We start from the raw sequence: 19,385 nt of genomic DNA, 5'->3' as shown, positions 1-19,385 counted from the left end.
CAGATGCTTTAGGGGCGCAACGTTACCCATAGAGCAGTCGCCCCATGATCCGCCTCGAAAGCATCGGCAAGCAAAACGGCAAGCAGTTGATCTTCGTCGAGGCCTCGGCCGGGCTGCAGCGCGGCGAAAAGGCTGGGCTCGTCGGCCCCAATGGCGCCGGCAAGACCACGCTCTTCCGCATGATCTCTGGTCAGGAACAGCCAGACGAAGGCCAGGTCTCGGTCGATCGCGGCGTCACCATCGGCTATTTCAGCCAGGATGTGGGCGAAACGTCCGGCCGCTCTGCCGCCGTCGAAGTCATGGAGGGCGCAGGCCCGATCGGCGCGTTGACCGCTGAAATGGCCGAACTCGAAGCCGCCATGGCCGACCCGGACCGCGCCGACGAGATGGACGCGATCATCGAGCGCTATGGCGATGTTCAGCATCAGTTCCAGGAACTCGACGGCTATTCGCTCGATGCGCGCGCGCGCGAAGTCCTCGACGGCCTCGGCTTTTCCCAGGAGATGATGGACGGTGATGTTGGCGCCCTCTCCGGCGGCTGGAAGATGCGCGTTGCGCTGGCAAAGATCCTGCTGATGCGGCCCGATGTCCTCCTTCTCGACGAACCGTCCAACCATCTCGATCTTGAAAGCCTCATCTGGCTCGAAAATTTCCTCAAGACCTATGACGGCGCCATCCTCATGACTTCGCACGATCGCGAGTTCATGAACCGCATCGTCAACAAGATCGTCGAGATCGATGCCGGCGCCCTCACCTCCTATACGGGCGACTACGATTTCTACGAGCAGCAGCGTGCCATCGCCGACAAGAACCAGCAGGCCCAGTTCGAGCGTCAGCAGGCCATGCTCGCCAAGGAAATCGCCTTCATCGAGCGGTTCAAGGCCCGCGCCAGCCACGCCGCCCAGGTCCAGAGCCGGGTGAAAAAGCTAGACAAGATCGACCGCGTCGAAATGCCCAAGCGCCGCCAGACGGTGGCGTTCGAATTCCGGCCCGCTCCGCGCTCCGGCGAAGACGTCGCGCTGCTGAAAAGCATCGATAAGGCCTATGGATCCAAGACTATCTATTCCGGCCTCGATTTCCACGTCCGCCGTCGCGAGCGCTGGTGCATTCTTGGCGTCAACGGCGCCGGTAAGTCGACACTGTTAAAGCTCGTGGCGAAATCTGCAGAGCCCGATGCCGGCTCCGTAGCGATCGGCCCCAGCGTCAAAATGGGCTATTTCGCCCAGCACGCCATGGATCTCCTCGATGGCGACCGCACAGTGGTGCAATCGCTCGAAGATTCCTTTCCTCAGGCAGGTCAGTCGGCGCTCCGCACGCTCGCCGGTTGCTTCGGCTTTTCAGGCGACGAGATCGAAAAGAAGTGCCGCGTGCTTTCGGGCGGCGAGAAGGCGCGCCTTGTCATGGCCAAGCTTCTTTATGATCCGCCGAACTTTCTCGTCCTCGACGAGCCGACCAACCACCTCGACATCACTACCAAGGAAATGCTGATCACCGCCTTGAGCCAATATGAAGGCACGATGCTCTTCGTCAGCCACGACCGGCACTTCCTCGCCGCCCTCTCCAATCGCGTGCTCGAACTGACGCCGGAAGGGGTGCACACCTATGGCGGCGGCTATACCGAATATGTGCAGTCGACCGGCCAGGAAGCCCCTGGCCTGCATAGCTAACGCTTTCCACCGGATTTCGATAAAACCCGGGGCGTTAACCTTATTCCTTTCGCGATCATTAATATCTTCGGCCGATTTTGCCTCTAAACACCTGGCATTTCGACGAGGCTAAAATGAAACGCTCCGCCATTGCTCTTTCCGCCATCCTGGCGCTGACCGCATCCGCAGGCGCCGCGGATCTGGGCTGGAACAATCCTGCTCCGGCGACCTCGCCCCTTTTCTCCTCGAGCTCCGTCACCGACTGGAACGGCTTTTATGCCGGCGTTGCGGGTGGCTATAGCTGGGGCTCGACGACCGTCAATCCCGCTATCGTCAACACCAACAATCCCTCTAGCGGCTGGAATGCCGGCGCGCAGGCCGGTTTCAATGCGGACATGGGCGGTCTCGTCATCGGCGGTGAAGCCGACCTGCAATGGACTAATCTCGGCTACAACGAGCCGGCGGCCGGCGGCGGCACGTTCGAGGGCAAAATGGATATGTTCGGCACCGTGCGCGCCCGTGCCGGCGGCACCTTTGGCCAAGTCATGCCCTATGTGACCCTCGGCGCCGCCTTCGGCCGCGGCACCGCCCAGGTCATCAACGGTGGGGTCACCACCTCGCAGAACGCCACGCATGTCGGTTGGACCGCCGGTCTCGGCATTGAAGCCAAGGCGACCGAGAACATTTCGGTCAAGGCTGAATATCTTTACGTCGACCTCGGCAGCCAGAGCTATGGCGGCCTCCCCGGTGGTTCGCGCGAAGTAGGCCATAAGTTCAGCGTCATCCGCGCCGGCGTCAATTATCACTTCTAGGTGCTAAGAAGGTCTGTCGCGCTCCCATGCGTGGAATGACTTTTGCGATAAGCCAACAGCCACGCTGACACAATGAATGAGGGGAGCAGCTTTCATTCTGCTCCCCTCCGTGCTTCTGGATTTTTCAAGATGATTGCCGCACTCGGTCCTAGCCAAAAAGGCTGCGGCGGGCTTCGTCGTCTGTTGCCGGGAAACGGCCTTCCGGGGTCAGCCGGTCGACCGCGTCGGGAATATTGGTCGAGAGCCGCTTGACCAGTTCGTCATAGGAAAGCCCGGTTGATTGGCTGAGTTCGGTCAGCGTGTCGCGGCCGATGGCGGATTCGACTTCCTGCGGCGTCAGGCCCTTGGTCGGCACACCGACCGTCGTCCATGAATCGGCCGTTTCCTTCTGGCCATTGCCCCGAAAGCTGTCGAGGAGATCGTTGAGGCCACCGGTCAGCACGTTGCCGCTGCCTGGCTTGCCGTTGATCAGGTCGCCGAGGCCGCCCAGCATCCCGCCAAGCCCTCCGCTCTGGCCGGCGCCGCCGCTATTGTTGGAAAGACCCTTGAGCGCATCCTGGATTTTGTCCCGATGCTGGAAACCCGCAACTGCCAACAAGCCGAGCAGCGCGACGAGGGAGGGTGACTTGGCCATGAGAGTTGTCCTTGCTGGTGAGTTCAGGTTAAGCAAAACGACAGCGAACAAATGATCGTTCCGAGTTCATTCGTTCTCCGGCTACCCCACTCAAACCTCCGTCGACATGCCGAGGCGAAGCGACGTCCCTTTTGCCGTGCAGTAGGTCCCGAACGAAGCGGGTCGCGCCGCCGGGCGGCTGCGGCTCATCATGCCAATTGCCTTGAGAGGCTGCTTGCCGCGACGGGCATCAACCCTGCTGATATTGGGCAATTCGCATCGGACGCATGGCTCGCGCAATACCAGCGAGGCGTCCTCGAAGACCAATTCGTCGGCCGCCTCCTCGGCAAAAGCGGCGTGACTGCCGCCCAGCACCACATTGGCCCGAAACCGCTCGACCTCGACCGCGGCCTCGCCGGCTGAGACAAGACGGGCATTGAGCGCCGCCAGCGACGCGAGCGAAACGGCATGGATCGGGTTAAGCCCACCCCAGCGATGCGCCTCTTCGCCGACCCGCACGAGCCGGCAAGGCGTCTCTAATTGCGCACCGAGCCATTCGGCCATCTCGTCGCCCTGGTCGATGCCGGCAAGCGTATAACCGTCCTGCCGCACCGCGACGTCTCCGCCGGCTATATCCCTCGGCACAGGACCAACGCCGCCATCGTGTCCGCGGATCCTGAGCCCATCGGTTTCGATCGACGCGGATAGCAAAGTCATGCGCGGAATGTCGCCCTGCCAGAGCAAGCTGCCATCGGGCCTGACAACCACCCATTCGCGATCCCCGCGCAAAGACCCGCCCGGCGTAATTTGAGCCTCCGCAACCGCCATGCCGCCAATCGACCGCACGGGATAAATGAAGATCGTCTCGATCCGGAAAACCGCCATCGTCAGCCCGCCGGTCAAAGCGCGGTCGCCACCACTTCCGCGGCTTCCGAGCAGGCAACGAGCCCTTGGGCGAAAGGATAGCGCTCCATCATGACCGGAATCGAGATGCAGAAAATGTCGGCGTCGGGCTGCCCTTTGAGCCGCAACCGGAACTGATCGTCCTGGCTTTGGCCGTTCGTGCGTTTCAAGATGTCGTCCGTTGCCAGCGCCCGGTCGAGTTGATCGAAACCGAGTTCGGAAATGGACGCGGTGCTTTGGCCACGCGCATCGATCAGCGTTGCAAAGCTTTGCTTCTGCCTGCCCGCTTCGAGGGTAAAGCGACCCGCGTCATAGCGAATCGTCCCATTTTCGCCCAAGGCAACGATATCGAGACACCCCGCCCGGTGCAGTGCCAGGAGCCGCGCGATCGACAGGTGCGGCACGCAGCCATATGCATCGGCAAAGGCCGGCGCCAGGTGCTGCCGGAACCGCTTGAGGTCGCGCTCGTCAAGGTACGGCACCACGGTGCCGAACACCTCATGAGCGCGCATCATCGTATAGCGCCACATCACGACGCGACGGTCGCGATAATTGATCTTGGATTGGTTGAGATCGTCCTCGATCGCGGCAAACCCCTGCCGGGTCTTGCGCATCTCGAAATAGGCTTCGGCAAAGTTTTCGGGCGTCAGCCGCGCTATCCCCAGCCCGTCGAGAAAGGCGGGATCGTCCACTTCAAGCTGCTGCTTGAACAGCGTGAAGGCCTTGTTGAGCAACCCGTCCTTGCCCTTGTGCCGCAGCTTTTCGAGCCGCGCTGGCGTAAAGATCATCAGCGGCTCTTCCGGGATCGGATAGAAAAAGTCCGCATCGGGCACCGTCCCCTTGCGTGACGCCATGACGAGACGCAGCTTTGCGCCAGCCTCAAGTTTGAAGGCGAGATCATCCTCTTCGCCGACAAACTTGCCGTGCCGCATGGCAAGGCCGACAGCGGCGTCGATCGCACTCAGCGACGACCCCAATATAAGCGCTGTCCCATCCCCGCCCAGTGTCAGGTCCTTTATCGGATAGGGTGAGCGATAAAGCCCCTTCACCCGTTTCGGCTTGAGCGATTGCGTCAGATGTCCGGTTGCCATGACCACCGCATCAAAGCGGCGCTTGCTCGTCGTGTCCTTGCGGCACACCACCACATCGAACCCGGCGCTCATTGGCTTGATGTCGAGCACACGCGTTTCGGTCTCGATCCCGACTTTATGCCAGGGCGCCGAGCCCGCAACCATGCGCGCGAGCTGGTCGGCGTAATAGGCTCCGATCAAGACGCGTGGATAATAGTCGCGCTCCCCGACTCGCGCCCGATCGATCCCGAATTTGTTCAAAAGATGCAGATCGGCCGAGCGAACCCAGTCTGCCAGCGACACGAGCACCGGCGGAATTTCGACCGACGTGATATTGGCCATCATGTCCGGCGTATTGTGCTCTTCCGAATAGGGAATACCGCATCCGGCGACGCGTCCCGCCTCGAAAATGGTGATATCGAGTTCGTCCGCGCTCTGCAGCAAGTTCTTGAGCGTATAGACCGATGTTGGCCCGCCCCCGATCAGCGCGATCCGCTTCTTTCGTCCCATTATACGATTACCACTACGCTTTGCGCCCAAACGAGCCGATCACCTCATCGGCTCCGCGCACTCAACCTGTGCCCGCAACGGTCGACCCGCCCACTCGTTCCGGCTTCATCCGAGGCAAATGCGCGAAGGCTGGCGTTCACGCCCGCGCATCGGCCGGAAGCATGGCTGCCTGCAATTCCCGCTCGCTTGCAAGGTGCCCCGCCCGCTGCGCGATGATGGCGCAGACAAACAGCTGGATCTGGTGGAACAGCATCAAGGGGAGGATGATCATGCTGACAGCCTGCCCGGCAAAGAGGATATTGGCCATCGGCAGGCCGCTCGCGAGGCTCTTTTTCGAGCCACAAAAGAGCAGGGTGAACCGATCCGCCGGATCAAGGCCTGCCGCCCGCCCAGCCCACCAGGTCGCCATCATTACGACAGCAAGAAGCAGCCCATTGGCAAGAAGGATAATGGTAAGGCTCGTCGGGCCCACCTCTTCCCAGATCCCGGCAATGACGCCTGCGCTGAAGGCTGAATAAACGATGATGAGGATCGATCCACGATCGACGACTTGCGTCATAAGGCCATGCTTGCTGATGAACCCACCGACCAGTGGTCGCAAAACCTGTCCGGCGACGAAGGGCGCAAGGATCTGCAAGCCGATATCGAGAAGCGACTGAAGCGAAATCCCGTCGCCCGACGCATGGAGCAGCATCGCGACGAGCGCCGGCGTCAGGAAGACGCCAAGGATGTTCGAGAGCGAGGCGGCGCAGACCGCGGCCGGAACATTGCCCCGCGCAATCGAGGTGAAGGCGATCGAAGATTGAACGGTAGAAGGCAGGATCGAAAGATAGACGATGCCGATCGCCAGCTCTTCTTCAATCCATGGCGATAGCACCGCTGCCAGAGCAAGGCCGCAGAGAGGGAACATCACATAGGTGAAAATGAACACCAGTCCCTGCAGCCGCCAGTTCGCGATGCCAGCAACGATGGCGCTGGTATTGAGCTTTGCGCCATAAAGAAAAAACAGCAGCGCCACGGCATAATAAGCCACCTGATCGACGATTTCTGCGCCGAGCCCAGAGGCCGGAAGAAGCGTCGCGAGGACGACCGTGCCGAGGAGCAGGAACAGGTAATAATCGAGGCCGAAGCGCTTGAGGCGTTTAGCGAGTGACATTGGTTTCCTGCCGTTTCAATGTGCCAGGGTTTCGGGGTAACGAAATGAGACCATGATCGATAGGGCGAGCCTTTCGATTTCCGTCATCACGATCCACGATAAGAAGAGGTCAACTCTGCCGTGCCGGTTCTGGAAGTGCCGCCCAGCCTGCTCAAATCCTTTCTGGCCGTCGCCAGGGAGCGGAGTTTTACCGCTGCGGCCAAAAGCCTCGACCTACGTCAGTCGACCATCAGCCAGCATATCCAGAAACTGGAGCAGATGGTTGGTTGCCGTCTCTTCGTGCGCGATACCCATGCGGTGACTTTGACTGCCGATGGCGACGCCATGTGCGATTTCGCGGCCAGCGTCATCGAGGCCAACGAGCGCATGTCGAGCTATTTCTTTGGAACCGCCCATCGCGAAAAACTGCGCCTCGGCATCTCTGAAGATTTTGCGGTCTCCCAGCTTGCCGATGTGCTGAGAGCCTTTCGCAACGAGCATCCCGAGGTCGATCTCGAACTCGCAGTCGGCCTCTCGAGCGCTTTATATCAGCGCTACGATTCCGGAGAGCTTGACGTCATCTTCGCCAAGCGGCGCTCTGGCGATACCCGTGGTGAAGTCGCCTGGACCGAAGAGCTCGCCTGGATTTCAAGGCCCGGCTTTTCGCTGAACCCCGATGAGCCCGTGCCTCTCGTTGCCTATGCGCCCCCTTCCATCACGCGCACCCTCGCCGTTGCAGCGCTCGAAGCAGCGCGCCGCCCGTGGCGCATGGCCTGTTCGAGCGGCAGCCTCAACGGATTGAGGGCAGCGCTCGTCGCCGGGCTCGGCATCGCCGCCCATTCCGCCAGACTCATCCCCGACGGACTTGCTGTGGTGGACGACGAACTCACCCTGCCCCATTTGGGCGAGGTGGAATTCGTCGCGCTCGGCCCGGGCCGTCACCACCGGAGCGCCAATGCGCTGATCTCGGCCCTTGTCGATAGTACGACACCAGAGACGGCTCCCAATTTTGAATAACTTTCCACGCCACACCATGGCCGTGATGGCTATGCTGATCTATTCCCACGAAAGACCACCGCCATGTCGCTAGAGATACGCCCAGCCCGCCCCGAAGACCGCAACGCGCTTTTCTCCATCTGTGTCTTGACGGCCAATGCCGGCACCGACGCAACAGCGCTTTATTCCGATCCGGATTATCCCGGTCTGGTTTGGTCCGTGCCCTATCTGGATTTTGCGCCGGACCACGCATTCGTTCTTGCCGATGGCGCGGATGTGCTCGGCTACGTTGTCGGAACGCCGGATACCAAGGCGTTTGAAGAGCAGCTCGACAAGGACTGGTGGCCGATGCTCGCCAGCAAATATGCGGAGCGGAAAGCCGAGGCGAAGTTCGATGACGTGGTGCTAAGCCGGATCAGGCAACCCAGGCACTCGGACCCAACGATCTCGAAATCCCATCCGGCGCATCTTCACATCAACCTCCTGCCACCGGCGCAATCGGGTGGCTGGGGGCGCAAGTTGATCGAGACCGAACTCGCCTCCTTGCGTGACGCCGGCGCGCCCGCCATGCATCTCGGGCTCAGCCTCACCAATGACCGCGCCTATGGCTTTTACAAGCATATCGGCCTTGAAGAGATCGGTCGCGGCGAGGCGATCTGGATGGGCAAGACGCTGTGATAGGCTGAGCGGCCAGCCTCATTCATTGTTCCAATCCGTGGGCGAGCTGTTCATCCAGGGATAGGTACAAGCGGCGAACTTCTCGACCACCTCCGCAGCGTTTGGCGTCTTGCTGGCACGGCCGCAACCAGCGCTTCGATCAGCCCGAGGATCGCCGTATCCGAGGGCGGATTGAACTCGTGATGCGCCTCGACATAAAGCGCTGTGGCAGGCCTGGGTCAGTCTTTCCGGTCTCAATGCAATCTTGCTTCCAAGCCCAGGCCTCGTCGTGGCGGCGGTGGGGCGCGTCGAAGCGCGCTGGAAATAACCGTTACAGACTCAGGAGTAATTAGAATGGTCAAAGTGCAGCAGCCGCCCGATCCGTGGCAGCGGACCACCACCGAAAATGACTTTGCCGCCGATGAAGTGATTTCGGCTCTGCAGAAATGTACCCGGCGCGGCATGACAGAGAATGTGCTGCTGCTCGGCTGGGAAATGTTCATCACCAGCCCCGAAATGGAAGAGATGATGTGGTCGCGCCTCTGCGTGATCGCCGTCGAAGACATCGGCTTTGGCAATGTCGACGCGCCAGTGCTCGTTGAAACGCTCTATCAGCAGCACAAGCGCTATCCGCGTCCGGCCGGCGATCGCTTCCTCTTTGCCGCCCACGCCATCCGCCTGCTTTGCAGCTCAAAGAAGGATCGCACCAGCGACGACATGGTCAATTGGGCCAAGCGTTCCATGGAGCTCGGCGAAAACCTGCCCGAAATTCCCGACGTCGCCCTCGACATGCATACCCGCCGCGGCCAGGAAATGGGGCGCGATTACTACTTCTTCATGAGTGAAGCATCCAAGGTCATCCCCGAGATCAACGACAAGGACGAGACCTACCGCGATTGGATCATGAAGGCGCTTGCCGACAGAAAGCTGACATGATCCCGACCCACAAGGTCTATGTCGCCGGCCCCGAAGTCTTTCTGGCCAATGGCGCCGAACAGATGCGCATCAAGGGCGAAATGGCGCTGGCGGAAGGTTTCTTCCCCAGCACCATGGCCGAAAACGATCTTGATCCGACCGGCGTCACGCCCTTTGCTTTCGGCTGCCAGATCAGCGCTGCCAACGAGCGGATGATGCGCGACGCCGATTTCTGCACCCCCAACCTCACCCCGTTCCGCGGCATCTAGGCTATAGGCGCTCAGCTTGTGCGCCGCGACGTGGCCGCGGATGCCGTTCTTACCGATCTCTCGGCCTATGGGGAGTGCCTCAAGCTGGCTCGCGCCTTCTCGTTAGCCAAGCCATCTTTGCACAGCCCACGAGCAGATCCACGCACCCAATGCCTATATTTTAATCGCGGAGTTCGATTGAGGAAAAATTGAGCATTTAATACTTGCGTGCGAAAAATCCTTGCGCTTGTGTGGTGCAAGGACAATTTCGGGATCGCACAATATGCTCAACCGCAGGCTGTTTTCTGCAACTGCTGCCTCTGCTCTTTTTCTCGCCGGCTTGATGACCGCGCCGGCCTTTGCCCAGACTGCTGTCAAGCTCACGCTGGATTGGCGCTTCGAGGGACCCGCCGCCGGTTTCCTCCTCGCCCAGGACAAAGGCTACTTTGCCGAAGAGGGTCTTGATGTCACCATCGACACCGGCAATGGCTCGGTGGAAGCGATCCCGCGCGTTGCGACCGGTGCCTACCAGTTCGGTTTCGGCGACATCAACTCGCTCATCAAATTCCTCGACGAAGATCCCGCCCAGCCGGTCAAGGCCATCATGATGGTCTATGACAAGCCCGTTTTTTCCATCGTCGGCCGCAAGTCGCTCGGCATCACCGACGATCCGCAATCGCTTGAAGGCAAGAAGCTCGGCGCCCCTCCGCCGGATGGCGCCTTCGCCCAGTGGCAGGCCTTTATCCCCGCGGCCGGCATCGACGCTTCGACCATCACCATTGAAAACATCGGCTTCCCGGTGCGCGAGCCCATGCTGGCCTCGGGCGATGTCGATGGCGTCTTCGGCTTTGCCTTCTCGGTTATCCTCAACCTGATCGCCAATGGCGTGCCTGAAGACGACATATCGACTATTCTCTTTGCCGATCACGGGCTCAACCTTTACGGCAATACCATCCTCGTCAACGAAGCCTTCGCCGAGGAAAATCCCGAAGCGGTCAAAGGCTTCCTCCGTGCCCTTGCCAAGGGCTTTGCCGATGCCGTCGCCGACCCGGCCGCTGGCGCTGCTGCCGTTCTTGCGCGCAACGAAACGCTCAATCTCGAAACCGAGACCGCGCGTCTCACCATGGCCAACGAGATGAACATCAAGACGCCCTATGTCATCGAAAATGGCTTTGGCGGCGTCGATGAAGCGCGCCTTGCCGCTTCCCTCGAAACGCTCAAGCTCTCGATGGGCCTCAAGGGCGCCGTGACGGCTGCTGACGTTTTCGACGCGCAATATCTGCCGCCTGCCGAAGAGCGCATGCTGCCCTGAGCCTCATCCGTCCCGCCATTGCCAAGGACTTCTCCCATGCCCCTCGTTTCGATTGAAAACGTCGACATGCGCTATGGCGGGCCCACAGGCACGCTGGCAGTGAGCGGACTTGATCTCAAGATCGATCGCGGCGAGTTCGTTGCCGTGGTTGGCCCTTCCGGTTGCGGCAAGTCGACCCTGATGAAACTGACGACCGGGCTCCATATCCCCCAGAGCGGCACGGTCATCGTCGCCGGCCAGGAAGTGACCAAGCCCGTTTCGATCGTCGGCATGGCCTTCCAGAACCCGACCATGCTGCCGTGGCGGACCACTCTCGAAAACATTCTCCTGCCGCTCGAAATCGTCGAACGTCATCGTCATCGCCTGCGCAGCCACAAGGCCGAATATGTCGCCAAGGCCGTAAGGCTGCTTGAAACCGTAGGCCTCAAGGGCTTTGGCGACAAGTTCCCCTGGCAGCTTTCGGGCGGCATGCAGCAACGCGCCAATCTCTGCCGCGCGCTGATCCACGAGCCGGAGCTTCTTATGCTCGACGAGCCGTTTGGCGCGCTCGATGCCTTTACCCGCGAAGAACTCTGGTGCGTCATCCGCGATCTGCATGCGAGTCAGGACGTCACCATCGTCCTCGTCACCCATGATCTGCGCGAATCCGTATTTCTCGCCGATAAGGTCGTCGTGATGAGCGCGCGGCCCGGCCGCGTCATTTCCGAGCATGTCGTCCCCTTCGCGAGGCCGCGCGATCTCGATATCCTTTATCAGCCGGCGTTCAACGACATGGTCCAGCGCCTTCATGGCGAGATCGCCACCGCGAGGGCGGCAGCATGACCAATATCGAAACCGTCACCGCCGTCAGCACCCTGCCGCCCCCGCGTGATAGCTTCAAGATCGACTGGATCCGGCTGGCGCCGCTGCTCTATACCGTCGGCCTGTTCGTACTCTGGGAAATCGGCGTCCGCCTTTCGGGCCTGCCGCATACCATCCTGCCGGCCCCGAGCCGCATCTTCGAAGCCATCATCCAGTACTGGTCCCCGATCTGGAAGAATTCGCTCCAGACGCTTTACACAACCGTCCTCGGCTTCCTCATCGCGGTTGCCGCCGGGCTTGGCATCGGCCTTTTCATCGGCTGGTCCAAGACCATCTATGCCGGGCTTTATCCGATCATGATCGGCTTTAATGCCATTCCCAAGGTGGCTTTGGTCCCGATCCTCGTCATCTGGTTCGGCATCGGCACCGTTCCAGCCGTCCTCACGGCCTTCCTGATTTCCTTCTTCCCCATTGTCGTCAATGTCGCGACCGGTCTAGCCACCATCGAGCCCGAGACCGAAGACGTCCTCCGCGCCCTCGGCGCCAGGAAGCTCGACATCATGCTCAAGGTCGGCATTCCGCGCTCGATGCCGTACTTCTTCGGCTCCCTCAAGGTCGCCATCACGCTTGCCTTTGTCGGCTCTGTGGTCAGTGAAACCGTTGCCTCCAACAATGGCTTGGGCAACATGATGGCCTCGGCGCAATCCAACTTCAATGTCCCGCTCGTCTTTGCCGGCCTTCTCATGCTCGCCATCGAGGGAATCGCGATGTACGCGCTTATGGCATGGCTCGAAAAGCGGATGACCGGCTGGGCCCACCGCTCGACGATGAGCAATTAAAGCGGCCTATCGGCAAGGCACGCTCCTCAAGAGGGCCGCAGCTTCAAGCCGCGCCCTCGCCTCTCCAATCGCCGGCGCTACCATATAGCCTTCGATCAGATCGCCGATCATCAAGAGGCGCGATCGTGGCTCGAAGAGCCAGAGATACCCGATCAGCGCGCAGAGAAGCCCATCGAGCAGGTCCTGGTCCGCTTTGCTCGGCCACGGCTTTTGCGCATGTACCGCACACCAGTCCGCAACGCCGTCGATACCGAGCGCATCCCCACATGCAGCGGCGCACACCAACACTGCCTGCCAGTCGTCGATCTTGAAAGTCGCCTTTCGCCCCGGATTATACCGTGGCCCCATGCGCCGCCCGCAAAATTCCAGCGCCATGCTCGGCAACGACATCGCCGGAAAGACCTCGGCGATATAGGTCCCCGCGACGCCATCCCGCGCCAGTTCGGGATTGTCCGAAGCCCCAAGTGCCGCCTTGAACGCCCAGATCGGCGCATCCGCGTCGAACATGCCGGTGCGTGAGCGATTAGCCGGCTGCACCCCGCCCCCGAGCCAGGACATCAGCGAAGCGGCGACCCGATCGACGGGACGCGCGCCGCCAAGGTTCGGCACGATCGTCGGCTGGTCGATCGCCACGAACACCCGTTCGTGCCTCGTCTGCTCCCCGGCAATCACTTCGAGTGCCTGACCAAACGTCGCAAGCCGCGGCGCGACGAAGGTTTTTGCCCCGGTTTCATCGATCGCGATGACAGAAACCGCGCCAGGCGCCTTCGGATTGTCCGTCCATGCAGAGTCAAATCCAATGATCGCCGTGCCCAACATCGACCGCCTTACAATAACAGTGATGCGACCGTAGCTAGTCGCTCCGTCTTGACCCGACAGGCCGAGACACTCCTGACGAGCCATGGTTCTATTCAAATTGCAGCCGCGGTGCAGCAATCGGACCTAGACCATCGGCAGATGCGCCGCCACAGATCGAGCCACTCACTCGAGCGGCTTGAGCCCAGCGAGCATGGTCGGCACCAGTTCGCTGACCGTTGGGTGGATATGCACCGTCTCCATCAGCCGGTGGTAATCCGTGCCCATGGCCATGTGCTGAAGAAGGTTGTGCACCACCTCGTCGCCATTGATCCCGAGGACTGCCGCCCCAAGGATGCGATTGGTCTCGGCATCGACCAGCACCTTCATCAGGCCCCGCGTTTCCCCGCGCTCCTTCGCGCGCCCGACCCGCGCCATCGGATAAGTCGCAATCAGCGCTTTGCGCCCCGACTGCCGCACCTCGCGCTCGCTCATCCCGATCCGCCCGAGCGGTGGATCGACGAAAAGGCCATAAACCGGGATACGGCCCGCGATCGAGCGATCACCTCCATCGAGCACATTGTCCGCGACGATCTCGAAGTCATTATAGGATGTATGCGTGAAAGCGCCCTTCCCGTTGACATCACCCATCGCCCAGATACCCGGCACGGACGTTCTGAGGTGGTCATCGACCGGGATATAGCCGTGCTTGTCGAGCGCGATGCCGGCGGTTTCGAGGTTGAGATCCTTCGTATTGGGGCGCCGCCCGAGAGCGATCAGCAGATGCGAGCCCGACAGGGTCTCCGCGCCATCCGGCCCCTCGACCCGCATCGAAAAACCGTCGTCCGCCCGCGCCACGCTCTCGACTGTCGTCTTGAAGCGAAAGACGACGCCATCGGCCTCGAGGCTCTCCCGGATTGCCGCCGAAATATCCTCGTCCTCACGGCTCGCCGGCCGTTCACCACGCTCGATCACCGTCACCTTTGCCCCAAACCGGGCATAGATCTGCGCAAATTCGAGCGCGATATAGCTCGCCCCCGCGATCACCAGATGTTCGGGCAAAACATCGAGGTCCATGATGCTCGAATTTGTGAGATAGGGAACATCCTGGAGCCCGGGCCAGTCGGGAATGCTCGCCGAGGCCCCGGTATTGATGAAAATCTGCGGCGCCGTCAGCTGTCGTCCATCCGCTTCGACCACGTTCGGCGACACGAACCGGCCGGTTGCCTTGATATAGTCGAGGGTCTTGAGCCCCCCGAGCCAGTCGGTCAGGCTCTTGACCGAGGCATTGACCACCGCGTCCTTGCGGGCCTTGATCGCCTTCATGTCAACGCGCACCGGTCCATCGACCAGGACGCCGAATTCGCCCGCGTGCCGGGCTGCCCAGGCAGCACGGGCGCTGGCAACCAGGGTCTTGGTGGGTGTGCACCCATCATTGACGCACGTGCCGCCCAAGCGCCGGCGCTCGATCAGCGCCACCTTGCGCCCCGCCTCCGCAAGCTTGGCAGCCAGAAACGGGCCTGATTGGCCTGCCCCGATGATGATGGCGTCGAAGGCTTCGGTCATGCTCGTCTCCTTGATCATCCAGCGCGGCGAACTGAGGCCTGCCGTCGGCCAGGCGGCTCAGGGCTTGGCGGTTTCTCATCTGCAAATGGCAGGAACACACCCGCCGTTCCCATCAGCACGCGGTGTCGCGCCCGTTCTTCGGTGTCGCCATAGCGGTCGACGGCCCAGGAAAGCGCCAGCACCAGTTCATAAACCTCCTCAGCGCCAATTCCCGGCGCGGCTTGCTTGGCGGCCTGCGCAGCCGCGAGCAGCCGCCCTGTCTCATTGATCAGCGGCCGGCAAGATCCGTCGAGCGAGGACGATGGATCGCCGTGCGCCGAAGCAATGCAGTGCGGCAGGTCATGCCAGATGCGCAGCCGCCAGGCGAGATCGACCACCCACTCGGCAAGGGCCTGTCCCGGTCCATGCGCTTCCGACAATTTCTGTCCAACGATCAGCGCGTCGTCCGAACTCGATTGGATCACGGCCGCCAGCAGATCGTCCCGCTTGGGAAAGTGCCTATAGAGCGTGGCATTGCCCACGCCCGCCTTGACGGCGACGGCATCGAGCGGCGCCAGAACGCCCTCGGTTTCAAAAAGGTCCCGCGCCGCAGCCAGGATGGCTTCCCGGTTCTCTGCGGCATCGGCTCGCGGCCGCCGGACCCTTTGCCCATTGATGGCCGGTTTTTCCGGGCGTGCAGAATTCGACATCCGACCCTCCTTGAATAAGCGGGGAGACCCCCCGTATATAGTTATGGGGACCATCCCCACTTACATAGAGAGTTCAAATGGAAAAGTCACTCGAAGGCCGCACGGTTCTGGTCACGGGCGCTAATGGCGGCCTCGGCGAACACTTCGTCCGCCAGGCATTGGAGCGCGGCGCGCGCAAGGTTTATGCAGCGGCTCGCTCGCCCCGCGATTGGCACGACGATCGCATCACCATCCTGCAGCTCGACCTCACCGATGCAAAATCCATTGCCGATGCGGCAACGATCGCGACCGACGTCGACCTCCTCGTCAACAATGCCGCCATCGCGCCGGCTGGGGATTCCATCTCTGGGCCGGACGAAGAGATGCGTCGCATCTTCGAAACCAATTTCTTCGGTACGATGCGACTTTCCAATGCTTTCGCGCCCATCCTGGCCACCCATGGCGGCGGAACCATCGTCAACATTCTCTCGGCCGCTGCCTGGATCGGCCTCGGCACCGCCCATTCGGTATCGAAAACGGCGATGTGGTCGGCCACCAATGGCCTGCGCTTCCAGCTTCAGGGCCAGAAGACACAGGTCATCGGCGTCCTGGTCGGCATGATCGATACGCCGATGTCCAAGCGTTGGGATGTGCCCAAGGTGACGGCCGAGAGTGTCGTCACCCAGACATATGATGGCGTCGTCAACGGCGCTCTGGAGGTGCTCGCCGACGACGACACCCGCGGCCTCAAGGCCATGTTGAGCACCAGGGCCGAAGAACTCTATCCCGCGCTTCACCAGCAGTTGGCGTTCTTCAAGCCCTGAAGCCACACCAGCAGGCGCTCAGCCCCTCTTCACCGGGTTGAGCTTGCGCCAGGCCTGGTATTCTTCCTCGGCGTCGGGATGCAGCGGGTAGTAGCGTTTCAGCGATTCCCCCTGCATCAGTTTCATGCGCGAAAATTCTTCCCATTCGGCGTGCTTTTTGCCGTCCTCGATGACCTTTTCGGCCATCGAGACCGGTACGACCACGGCGCCGTCGTCATCGGCCACGATGATATCGCCGGGCACGACCGTTACCCCACCGCAGGCGATGGTGACGTTGACGGCATTGGGAAAGATGTCGGTTTGCACGTGATAATTGGGCGACCAGCCCTTGAGCCAGAGCGAAAGGTCGAGCTTTTCGACATTGGGCCGGTCGCGCATCACGCCATCGATGATGATGCCGGCGCCGCCGCGGCCCTTGAAATAGGTGCTCATCATGTCCCCGAAAATGCCCGAGCGCATGTCTCCGCGCGCATCGACCACCACCACGTCACCATCCTGCACATGATAAAGCACATGCCGGTGGAGCTGCTTTTCGGGATCGGCATATTCGCCTTCGCTGAAAAGATCGGGGCGCTGGGGAAGGCACTGCAACGTCAACGCCGGCCCGCAAATCGACCTGCCCTTCGTCTGGGGCAGGATGCCGGTCATGTGCGGGTTCTTGAACCCCATATGGCCGAGCGTTCCGGCAACGGTCGCCGCGCCCAGCTCCCTCAGTCCCTCGATCAGGTGTTTTGACGGACGGGTGATGTCATGGGTCTCGATCATGCTGTCTCCTCGGGGCCCTTGGCCTACCAGTTGGTCACCGAACCATCGGTGCGTCTCAGATGCGGGGCTTCCCAGAACTCGAAGCCTTGCTTGGCAAGCAGGGTCTCATTGACCTCGACGCCAAGCCCCGGCGCGTCGCTTACGGGATAGACGGCGCCTTCAAGCCTGGGCTGCACTGGGAAGAATTCGGAATTGTCAAAGCCGAGCGCGGTTTCGGGCGCGCGGGTTTCGAGCCAGGCAAAGTTGGGCACCGCCGCGGCGAAGTGGACCGTGGCAGCGGTACACACCGGGCCGAGCGGATTATGCGGCATGAGGTCGACATAATGCGCCTCGCTCCATCCAGCGACCTTCATCGCCTCGGTAAGCCCGCCGACATTGCAGACATCGAGCCGATTGAACTGGTGGATACCCCGCTCGATATAGGGCACGAACTGCCATTTGCTGGCAAATTCCTCGCCGATGGCGAAGGGAATATCCGTCATGGTCCGCAGCGATTCATAGGCTTCCGGCGTCTCGTCGCGGATCGGCTCTTCGAGAAAATCCAAAACGCCCTTGTCGAGCTTGTTGCAAAAGCTTGCCGCTTCCGCGACCGACAGGCGGTGATGGTAATCGATGCCGAGCACCACTTCATCGCCCAGTTCCGCCCGCGCCCGGTTAAGCAGGCGCGCCGTGGCGGCGATCGATTGGCGCGGCTCGAAGACGTCGCGGTTATCTTGGCCGATGGGGAAAAAGCGGATGGCGTCGAACCCCATTTCGCGCAATTCATGCGCCCGCTCGACTGCCCCCTCGCCTGCGGCATCGCCGGTCGAGGCAAAGGCGGGAACGGCGTGCCGCTGCTTGCCGCCCAATAATTCATACACCGGTACGCCGAGCGCCTTGCCCTTGATATCGTGGAGGGCGATGTCGATGGCCGAAATCGCCGCCTGCAGCACGCGGCCGCCTTCAAAATACTGGCTGCGATACATTTCCTGCCAGATGCGGCCGATCTGCATCGCATCCTGGCCGATCAGAAACTTCGAATAGTGCTCGATGGCCCCCGCCACCGCCTTTTCCCGGCCGGTCAGACCGCTTTCACCCCAACCGAAGACACCCTGGTCGGTCTCGATCTTGAGAAGAAACTGGTTCCGGATTCCAACCTTGACGGGATAGGGCTTGAATGCAGTGATCTTGAGCTTGAGCGACATGGTCTAGTTTCTGGTGGTTAGTCGGCGCGCAGCGCCATTTCGGTCTGCCCGTCGAACAGGTGGATGCGGTCCTGGTCGAATTCGAGCCAGACCTGTTCATCCGGCGCCACGACCACCGACGGCGGCAGGCTGATATTGACGATGGCGCCGGCGAGGAACGCCTGGACGAAGGTGATGTCGCCGGTGGGCTCGACTGTGTAGACGCGGGCGGGCACGGTGCCCGGCATCTGCGTCTTGTGCAGGTTTATGGTCGAGTGGCGCGCGCCGAGAACCACCTTATTCGAAGATGCACCCGCAACCTTGCGCGCATTGCGTTCCGAGAGCGGCAGGCTCCAGCCTTCCGCGCTCGTCAGCGCACTCTGGCCATTGCTGCTCGAAAGTTCGAGCGGCACGAGGCTCATGGCCGGGCTGCCGACGAAACTGGCAACGAACATATTGACCGGATTGGCAAAGACATTTGCCGGCGTATCGTATTGCTGGAGCAGCCCACCGTTCATCACCGCCATCTTGTCAGCCATGGTCACAGCCTCGAGCTGGTCATGGGTCACGTAGATGATGGTGGCATTGAGATCCTGGTGGAAGCGCTTGATCTCGGAGCGCATCTGCACGCGCAGCTTCGCATCGAGATTGGACAGCGGCTCGTCCATGAGAAACACCGCCGGATCGCGCACCAGCGCCCGCCCGAGCGCCACGCGCTGTTGCTGCCCGCCCGAAAGTTCACGCGGCTTGCGCTCGAGAAGGTGCGTGATGTCGAGCACCTTGGCCGCTTCGCGCACCTTGCGGTCGATCTCGTCCTTGGGGAGCTTCCGCATCATCAAGGGGAAAGCCAGGTTCTGGAACACCGTCTTTTGCGGATAAAGCGCGTAGTTCTGAAACACCATGGCGATGTCGCGATCCTTGGGGTCGAGGTCGTTGACGATGCGATCGCCGATGACGATGTCACCCGAGGTGATCGGAATAAGCCCGGCGACGAGATTAAGCGTCGTCGTCTTGCCGCAGCCCGATGGCCCGACCAGCGCGACGAACTCCCCGTCATTGACCGTCAGCGACACATCCTTGGCGGCATAGACCGAGCCATAGGTCTTGACGAGATCCTTGAGAACCACTTGGGCCATGTGCACCCCCG

20 protein-coding genes are annotated in these 19,385 nt (G+C 61.3%); 10 read left to right on the top strand and 10 right to left on the bottom strand.

Annotated elements, in window-relative coordinates; translation table 11 throughout:
• Nucleotides 1–44 precede the first annotated feature (44 nt).
• Nucleotides 45–1,667: an ABC-F family ATP-binding cassette domain-containing protein gene (locus VW35_RS15525; RefSeq protein WP_046144003.1), complete on the top strand. Its 1,623-nt coding sequence runs from the start codon at nucleotides 45–47 to the stop codon at nucleotides 1,665–1,667.
• A gap of 113 nt (nucleotides 1,668–1,780) precedes the next feature.
• On the top strand, nucleotides 1,781–2,458 hold the full coding sequence (locus VW35_RS15520; protein WP_052951785.1) for an outer membrane protein: 678 nt from the start codon (nucleotides 1,781–1,783) through the stop codon (nucleotides 2,456–2,458).
• Between the two features lie 148 nt (nucleotides 2,459–2,606).
• Here the strand turns inward: VW35_RS15520 and VW35_RS15515 are convergent, their stop codons facing one another.
• The 4 genes from VW35_RS15515 to VW35_RS15500 form a co-directional block, all read right to left on the bottom strand.
• Nucleotides 2,607–3,092, bottom strand: coding sequence for a YidB family protein (locus VW35_RS15515; RefSeq protein WP_046144002.1), 486 nt, complete (start codon nucleotides 3,090–3,092; stop codon nucleotides 2,607–2,609).
• A gap of 90 nt (nucleotides 3,093–3,182) precedes the next feature.
• The gene (locus tag VW35_RS15510; RefSeq protein ID WP_046144001.1) at nucleotides 3,183–3,956 is read right to left on the bottom strand and encodes an MOSC domain-containing protein; all 774 of its coding nucleotides are present in this window, start codon (nucleotides 3,954–3,956) and stop codon (nucleotides 3,183–3,185) included.
• A gap of 14 nt (nucleotides 3,957–3,970) precedes the next feature.
• Nucleotides 3,971–5,554 carry an FAD/NAD(P)-binding protein gene (locus tag VW35_RS15505; RefSeq protein WP_046144000.1) on the bottom strand — a complete coding sequence of 528 codons (1,584 nt, stop codon included), beginning with the start codon at nucleotides 5,552–5,554 and terminating at the stop codon, nucleotides 3,971–3,973.
• A 136-nt stretch (nucleotides 5,555–5,690) separates the two neighbouring features.
• Nucleotides 5,691–6,710 carry a bile acid:sodium symporter family protein gene (locus VW35_RS15500; protein WP_046143999.1) on the bottom strand — a complete coding sequence of 340 codons (1,020 nt, stop codon included), beginning with the start codon at nucleotides 6,708–6,710 and terminating at the stop codon, nucleotides 5,691–5,693.
• 120 nt (nucleotides 6,711–6,830) lie between these two features.
• On the opposite strand from VW35_RS15500, the gene VW35_RS15495 reads away from it, so the two are divergent.
• The 7 genes from VW35_RS15495 to VW35_RS15465 all read left to right on the top strand — a co-directional run bounded on the left by VW35_RS15495 (nucleotide 6,831) and on the right by VW35_RS15465 (nucleotide 12,457).
• Nucleotides 6,831–7,706, top strand: coding sequence for a LysR substrate-binding domain-containing protein (locus VW35_RS15495; protein WP_083982884.1), 876 nt, complete (start codon nucleotides 6,831–6,833; stop codon nucleotides 7,704–7,706).
• Between the two features lie 63 nt (nucleotides 7,707–7,769).
• Nucleotides 7,770–8,363 carry a GNAT family N-acetyltransferase gene (locus tag VW35_RS15490; protein WP_046143998.1) on the top strand — a complete coding sequence of 198 codons (594 nt, stop codon included), beginning with the start codon at nucleotides 7,770–7,772 and terminating at the stop codon, nucleotides 8,361–8,363.
• A gap of 333 nt (nucleotides 8,364–8,696) precedes the next feature.
• Nucleotides 8,697–9,278 carry an AAA family ATPase gene (locus VW35_RS15485; protein WP_046143997.1) on the top strand — a complete coding sequence of 194 codons (582 nt, stop codon included), beginning with the start codon at nucleotides 8,697–8,699 and terminating at the stop codon, nucleotides 9,276–9,278.
• Nucleotides 9,275–9,526 (top strand): TIR domain-containing protein, encoded by a 252-nt coding sequence (locus VW35_RS15480; RefSeq protein WP_046144053.1) that lies wholly within the window; start codon nucleotides 9,275–9,277, stop codon nucleotides 9,524–9,526. Before VW35_RS15485 ends, VW35_RS15480 begins: the two co-directional genes overlap by 4 nt.
• A 262-nt stretch (nucleotides 9,527–9,788) precedes the next feature.
• A complete protein-coding gene (locus VW35_RS15475) occupies nucleotides 9,789–10,817 on the top strand; it encodes an ABC transporter substrate-binding protein (RefSeq protein ID WP_046143996.1) in 1,029 nt (342 codons plus the stop codon).
• Between the two features lie 66 nt (nucleotides 10,818–10,883).
• Nucleotides 10,884–11,639, top strand: a complete 756-nt coding sequence (locus tag VW35_RS15470; protein WP_046144052.1) for an ABC transporter ATP-binding protein — start codon at nucleotides 10,884–10,886, stop codon at nucleotides 11,637–11,639.
• The gene (locus tag VW35_RS15465) at nucleotides 11,636–12,457 is read left to right on the top strand and encodes an ABC transporter permease (protein ID WP_046143995.1); all 822 of its coding nucleotides are present in this window, start codon (nucleotides 11,636–11,638) and stop codon (nucleotides 12,455–12,457) included. The genes VW35_RS15470 and VW35_RS15465 overlap by 4 nt, the downstream gene beginning before the upstream one ends.
• A gap of 6 nt (nucleotides 12,458–12,463) precedes the next feature.
• On the opposite strand, the gene VW35_RS15460 is transcribed toward VW35_RS15465, so the two are convergent.
• The 3 genes from VW35_RS15460 to VW35_RS15450 form a co-directional block, all read right to left on the bottom strand.
• Nucleotides 12,464–13,276: a DUF429 domain-containing protein gene (locus VW35_RS15460; RefSeq protein WP_046143994.1), complete on the bottom strand. Its 813-nt coding sequence runs from the start codon at nucleotides 13,274–13,276 to the stop codon at nucleotides 12,464–12,466.
• Nucleotides 13,277–13,438: 162 nt separating this feature from the next.
• Entirely contained in the window at nucleotides 13,439–14,818 is a 1,380-nt protein-coding gene (locus VW35_RS15455; protein WP_046144051.1) for an FAD-containing oxidoreductase, read from the bottom strand.
• Nucleotides 14,819–14,832: 14 nt separating this feature from the next.
• A complete protein-coding gene (locus tag VW35_RS15450; RefSeq protein WP_046143993.1) occupies nucleotides 14,833–15,507 on the bottom strand; it encodes a TetR/AcrR family transcriptional regulator in 675 nt (224 codons plus the stop codon).
• Between the two features lie 77 nt (nucleotides 15,508–15,584).
• On the opposite strand from VW35_RS15450, the gene VW35_RS15445 reads away from it, so the two are divergent.
• Nucleotides 15,585–16,310 (top strand): SDR family oxidoreductase, encoded by a 726-nt coding sequence (locus VW35_RS15445; RefSeq protein ID WP_046143992.1) that lies wholly within the window; start codon nucleotides 15,585–15,587, stop codon nucleotides 16,308–16,310.
• Between the two features lie 18 nt (nucleotides 16,311–16,328).
• Here VW35_RS15445 and VW35_RS15440 read toward each other — a convergent pair whose 3' ends face one another.
• From VW35_RS15440 to VW35_RS15430, 3 genes are read right to left on the bottom strand one after another with little or no spacing between them, the layout of a single operon-like run.
• Complete coding sequence (locus VW35_RS15440; protein ID WP_046143991.1) at nucleotides 16,329–17,075, bottom strand: ribonuclease activity regulator RraA; 747 nt, start codon at nucleotides 17,073–17,075, stop codon at nucleotides 16,329–16,331.
• 23 nt (nucleotides 17,076–17,098) lie between these two features.
• A complete protein-coding gene (locus VW35_RS15435; RefSeq protein WP_046143990.1) occupies nucleotides 17,099–18,259 on the bottom strand; it encodes a mandelate racemase/muconate lactonizing enzyme family protein in 1,161 nt (386 codons plus the stop codon).
• A 17-nt stretch (nucleotides 18,260–18,276) separates the two neighbouring features.
• Nucleotides 18,277–19,374 (bottom strand): ABC transporter ATP-binding protein, encoded by a 1,098-nt coding sequence (locus VW35_RS15430; protein ID WP_046143989.1) that lies wholly within the window; start codon nucleotides 19,372–19,374, stop codon nucleotides 18,277–18,279.
• Nucleotides 19,375–19,385: the final 11 nt, after the last annotated feature.

It is taken from the genome of Devosia soli (assembly GCF_000970455.1).
Taxonomy (GTDB): Bacteria; Pseudomonadota; Alphaproteobacteria; order Rhizobiales; family Devosiaceae; genus Devosia; species Devosia soli.
Note: the sequence above shows the minus strand (reverse complement) of the source record. Positions and strands in the feature narration are given on the sequence as shown.

Coding starts and splice junctions, on each gene's coding strand:
- VW35_RS15510 (WP_046144001.1), bottom strand. CDS start 3,956: ATGGCGGTTTTCCGGATCGAGACGATCTTCATTTATCCCGTGCGGTCG.
- VW35_RS15480 (WP_046144053.1), top strand. CDS start 9,275: ATGATCCCGACCCACAAGGTCTATGTCGCCGGCCCCGAAGTCTTTCTG.
- VW35_RS15470 (WP_046144052.1), top strand. CDS start 10,884: ATGCGCTATGGCGGGCCCACAGGCACGCTGGCAGTGAGCGGACTTGAT.
- VW35_RS15515 (WP_046144002.1), bottom strand. CDS start 3,092: ATGGCCAAGTCACCCTCCCTCGTCGCGCTGCTCGGCTTGTTGGCAGTT.
- VW35_RS15490 (WP_046143998.1), top strand. CDS start 7,770: ATGTCGCTAGAGATACGCCCAGCCCGCCCCGAAGACCGCAACGCGCTT.
- VW35_RS15465 (WP_046143995.1), top strand. CDS start 11,636: ATGACCAATATCGAAACCGTCACCGCCGTCAGCACCCTGCCGCCCCCG.
- VW35_RS15525 (WP_046144003.1), top strand. CDS start 45: ATGATCCGCCTCGAAAGCATCGGCAAGCAAAACGGCAAGCAGTTGATC.
- VW35_RS15520 (WP_052951785.1), top strand. CDS start 1,781: ATGAAACGCTCCGCCATTGCTCTTTCCGCCATCCTGGCGCTGACCGCA.
- VW35_RS15430 (WP_046143989.1), bottom strand. CDS start 19,374: ATGGCCCAAGTGGTTCTCAAGGATCTCGTCAAGACCTATGGCTCGGTC.
- VW35_RS15485 (WP_046143997.1), top strand. CDS start 8,697: ATGGTCAAAGTGCAGCAGCCGCCCGATCCGTGGCAGCGGACCACCACC.
- VW35_RS15505 (WP_046144000.1), bottom strand. CDS start 5,554: ATGGGACGAAAGAAGCGGATCGCGCTGATCGGGGGCGGGCCAACATCG.
- VW35_RS15475 (WP_046143996.1), top strand. CDS start 9,789: ATGCTCAACCGCAGGCTGTTTTCTGCAACTGCTGCCTCTGCTCTTTTT.
- VW35_RS15440 (WP_046143991.1), bottom strand. CDS start 17,075: ATGATCGAGACCCATGACATCACCCGTCCGTCAAAACACCTGATCGAG.
- VW35_RS15445 (WP_046143992.1), top strand. CDS start 15,585: ATGGAAAAGTCACTCGAAGGCCGCACGGTTCTGGTCACGGGCGCTAAT.
- VW35_RS15460 (WP_046143994.1), bottom strand. CDS start 13,276: ATGTTGGGCACGGCGATCATTGGATTTGACTCTGCATGGACGGACAAT.
- VW35_RS15450 (WP_046143993.1), bottom strand. CDS start 15,507: ATGTCGAATTCTGCACGCCCGGAAAAACCGGCCATCAATGGGCAAAGG.
- VW35_RS15500 (WP_046143999.1), bottom strand. CDS start 6,710: ATGTCACTCGCTAAACGCCTCAAGCGCTTCGGCCTCGATTATTACCTG.
- VW35_RS15455 (WP_046144051.1), bottom strand. CDS start 14,818: ATGACCGAAGCCTTCGACGCCATCATCATCGGGGCAGGCCAATCAGGC.
- VW35_RS15435 (WP_046143990.1), bottom strand. CDS start 18,259: ATGTCGCTCAAGCTCAAGATCACTGCATTCAAGCCCTATCCCGTCAAG.